The 4,104-nt window shown below is 71.1% G+C and carries 4 protein-coding genes; 1 reads left to right on the top strand and 3 read right to left on the bottom strand.

Features of this window, described 5'->3' with window-relative positions; translation table 11 throughout:
• The 3 genes from AB0J52_RS30345 to AB0J52_RS30335 form a co-directional block, all read right to left on the bottom strand.
• A partial coding sequence (locus AB0J52_RS30345; RefSeq protein WP_500186080.1) for a phosphotransferase enzyme family protein occupies positions 1-701 on the bottom strand: 701 nt, incomplete at its 3' end.
• 523 nt (positions 702-1,224) lie between these two features.
• Positions 1,225-1,626, bottom strand: a complete 402-nt coding sequence (locus AB0J52_RS30340) for a nitroreductase family deazaflavin-dependent oxidoreductase (protein WP_500186078.1) — start codon at positions 1,624-1,626, stop codon at positions 1,225-1,227.
• A gap of 118 nt (positions 1,627-1,744) precedes the next feature.
• A complete protein-coding gene (locus tag AB0J52_RS30335; protein WP_500186081.1) occupies positions 1,745-2,611 on the bottom strand; it encodes a Sco1979 family transcriptional regulator in 867 nt (288 codons plus the stop codon).
• 448 nt (positions 2,612-3,059) lie between these two features.
• Between AB0J52_RS30335 and AB0J52_RS30330 the strand changes: the two genes are divergently transcribed.
• Positions 3,060-3,350, top strand: coding sequence for a hypothetical protein (locus AB0J52_RS30330; protein WP_500186077.1), 291 nt, complete (start codon positions 3,060-3,062; stop codon positions 3,348-3,350).
• Positions 3,351-4,104 lie beyond the last annotated feature (754 nt).

Genomic DNA, 4,104 nt, shown 5'->3' with positions numbered 1-4,104 from the left:
GTCAGCGCGTCCCACCCCAGCACCGCCGACACCTCGCCCGACCGCCCGTACCGCAGATGCCCCTGGTGGAACGCGCCGTGCAGCCGCCCCACCATGCTCGTGTCGATCTCCGGCGGCTGGTGGTCGGCGAACCCGGCCAGCAGTTCCCGCCGCTCGCGCAGCCGTCGGACGGTCAACGCCGAGAAGTCCGTCCCGTCGTCGGAGATCTCGGCGAGCGCCGCGTCCACGGCCGCGACCGCCGCGGACGCCCGCGACGTCGGCACCAGCATGCTCTGCTGCACCGGACCCGTCACGCGGTCGAGTTCGGCGTGCAGCCGGCCGAGCAGCGCGCCGAGCCGCTCACACTGCACGAACGTCAGCTCCAGCCCGTCACGCCGCCGCCCGGACGCCCACGGGAACAGCTCGTATCCACGCCCGCCCGCGACGACCAGCGTCCTGCCGTTACGCGCGGGGACGGGCGCGAGGACCGGAAGACCGGCCGCGTCCAGCGCCGCCATCGCCTCATGCCGCAACCGGACGCGCTTGCGGTCGGGCGCCGCGTGCTCGCGCAGCAGGTAGGACGTGCCGCCCGCGTCCAGACGCCAGCGCCGCTCCCGGCCCCCGGCCAGCGGCTCCGGGACGGCCCCCGCCTCGATCTCCCAACGGCGCGGCAGCCGTGGCGGCAGCGGCTCGTCGTCGTGAACCCGCGATGACGTCGGCACCTCGGTCCCTCGCTGGATCGGTCGAACGAATGTTCTGCCGCCGACGCTACACGCTCACCCGCCGTCCACGAAAGCGAACCGCCAGCATCCACCCGCCCCACCCGGCCGTCCTCACGGCGGTCGCCGTCCACCGGGCGGACGGGACGCCCGAGCGGAACACCCAAGCGCGACAGTGGCATGCCAGGTCACGACAGGGACTCGCCAGGACGGCCACCGACGTGGTCGAAGACGCGCCGACGGCCCTCCCCGCCCTGAGGCTCAGCACCGCCCGGGTGGGCGGCGGAGCCGGAAGCTGGGAGGGGCCGCATTCGGGCGGGGCTGACTGCACGGGCTGACGACACCTCAGGTTGCGGATCGGGTGCCTACGCGGTCGGCCCATCAGCGTGCGACCCCCGATGCGCGGAAAGCCCGCGCGAGCCGTGAGGCGCCGAAAATGCGCCTCACGCCCCGCACGGGCGGTTAACGACCCTCGTACCTAGCCGGATTCGTGCGTCAAGACCGAGGACAGCCGTCAGGTCGAGGATCAGACACGTTCGAGGACGACGACCGGGATCTCGCGGTCGGTCTTGCGCGTGTACTCGTCATAGTCGGGCCACACCGCGGTCATCTTCTTCCAGAGCCGGGGCCGCTCCTCCGGCGTCGCGGTACGGGCCCGCGCGGTGAAACGGTCGCCCCGCACCTGCACCTTCACCTCGGGATCGGCCTCAAGGTTCCGGTACCACAGCGGATGCTCGTCCGCCCCGCCCTTGGACGCGACGACCACATAGTCGTCGCCGTCCTCCTGGTAGATGAGCGGCGTCGTGCGCTCCTGCCCCGACTTGCGCCCCACGGTGGTCAGCAGCAACGTGACCGTGCCGTTCCAGTCATGCCCCTCAGCGCCGTCGGTCTCCTGGTAGCGCTTGACGTGCTCCTTGCCGAAAAGCATCGGTCCTCCTCGTGTCCGGAACGGATGTCCGCGCGGCGCGCGCCGCCGCGCGACCGGCACAACATCCATCGGCCCGGGGACCTTCCCGCGAGCCCGCAGGCTACGCGGAGGACCAGGGTCAATTCTTGGCCAGCAGGTCCTTGAGGAAGCGGACCGTCTCGTCCGGACGCGACGCGGTGATGCACAGGTCGTTCATCACGCGCATGTAGGTGTCGACGTCGGCGGGCTTGTCCAGGTAGAGGGCGCTGGTGAGCTGCTCCAGGTACACCACGTCCGACAGGCCCGGCTCGGCGAACCGCAGGATCGTGAACGGCCCGCCCGTCGCGCACGGCTCCGACGCCTCGTACCGCACCACCTGCAGCGTGACGTTCGGAAGGTCGGCCATGTCCAGCAGGTGTTCGAGCTGGCCGCGCATCACCGCGCGCCCGCCGAGGCTGCGGCGCAGCACCGCCTCGTCGAGGACGGCCCACAGCGTCGGAGCACCGGGCTCGACGAACCGCTCCTTGCGCGTCATCCGCAACCGCACCCGCCGCTCGACGTCCTCGTCGGTGGCGTCCGGATGCCCGAGGCGCACCACGGCTCGCGCGTAGTCCTCGGTCTGCAGCAGACCGGGAACGAACTGCAGCTCGTAGCAGCGCAGCAGGGAGGCGGCCTCTTCCAGGCCGAGGTAGGTCTCGAACCAGTTCGGTAGAACGTCGCCGTAGCGGTGCCACCAGCCGGGTGTGTTCGCCTCGCGCGCGAGCTCCAGCAGGGGCGCGCGGTCGGCGGGGTCGGTGACGCCGTACAGGGTCAGCAGGTCGGCGACGTCACGCTCCTTGAACCCGACGCGGCCGAGCTCCATCCGGCTGATCTTGGAGTGCGACCCGCGGATCTCGTAGCCCGCGTCCTCGGTCGAGATGCCCTTCTCTTCGCGGAGCCGGCGCAGCTGCGCCCCCAGCAGGATGCGCAGCACGGTAGGACCGCCGCGACGCGGGTAGTCGAGCAGACGTCCAGCTGTGGAGTCGCCCTCCGCTGGAGGAACGGGTGCAGCAGCGTCCTGGGGCAAGGGGTCACCAGCCAGTCTTGGCGAAACGGCATCGACCATCGTAGAGGATCACAACCCGGCGCGCCGCACATCGCGCCGGAATGCTTCCGGAACGTGGCGAGGTAATGCGCTTCGGTGAACCCCAACCGGCGGTCCGCGACCGTCTCGCCGCCGAACCGCTGGCACGCGCCCACGCCCAACGCGTGAACTCTCTCACGTGACCCTTCGCCACATCCTTCTCCACCCACTCTGACGTGCCGTTCCTTCTGCTGTCACGACATCTCGTCGCAACGCGTGACACAGCTCTCGCCCGTCAACCGTGAACACCCCACCGGCGAGGCGTTGTCATTACTGCGAGGGGACGCGCACAGCGCCTCTCGGCAAGACACCACCGATCCAGGGGAATCCGATGGACATCCACTTCCTCACCACCGGCCCGGTCACCGAATCCGCCCGGACCTCCGCCGAGTCCGCCGTCCGCACGGCCCTCGCCGGAACCACCGCGTCCACCGTCGCCGTCCGAGGCACCCTGACCCTGGCCTCCGACGCCTCCCTGCCGCGCCCGGCCCTGGCGCAGGCGGTCGTCACCATCGACGGCCGCACCCTCCGCGTCCAAGCCGCCGCCCCGACCATCGACGACGCGATAGCCCTCCTCCAGGACCGCCTGTCCGTCCGAGTCGCCTACCTCCGAGCAAGCTGACCTCTCAGCCCCCTCGTCAGCCGGCCCTCGGTCCTCCGCAACCGTCCGCGACGCAACACCCAGGCAGCCACTGCCAGCTCACCGCTTCCTGCCTTTCCCGGCGGCCTCGGCGCCCAGCTCACGCTGCACAGTGACCCGCTCGCCCAACTGCGCGCGCTGCGCTCCTGGCTCTCCAGCTCGTCCGCTGGCTCTCGGGCTCGTCCGCGCAAGGATCGAATGCACCCCTGGGTAAGCGCAGTAACGCTTACCCAGGGGCAGGCCTCCGTCCCCCGGCGAAATCCAGGACATGGGGTCTCCCGGACGGAGCCGTAGGAGGTACTGCCAGGAAGCCCGCCGCCGACCGACCGCTCGTCGGGGCACCGACGAGAACAGACGAACCGCGCGAGACACGCGGGCGAACCTCCCCGCGCTGCGGCCCGGACGTCCAGGCGCTCCCTGAGAGGCCGGAAGCCACACAACCGACAGCGGAAGGTCGGAAGTTGCGCACGCTCGTTGCCGCCCGGTCCCGTTCGCCTTTCCCGCGATGGTCTTCCTCGCGACGGCCATCGCGCTCCTCGTGCTGCTTGTGCCCCGCCCTTCCCAAGTTCGGTGGCGCCGATGACGTGAGCCCGCGGCTCGGTGACGACGGTGAGGTGAACCCGCAATTCGGTGACACGGGGACGTGAGCCCGCCGCCCGTGACCCGGTGGCGGTCGCGGCGGCGCTCGGCGCGCCGGTGGACGTGACGGTGGTGTGCGTGGACCTGCCGGGCTGTG

Source organism: Spirillospora sp. NPDC049652 (genome assembly GCF_040675125.1).
Taxonomy (GTDB): domain Bacteria; phylum Actinomycetota; class Actinomycetes; order Streptosporangiales; family Streptosporangiaceae; genus Spirillospora.
This window is presented reverse-complemented; position numbering and strand designations above follow the sequence as displayed.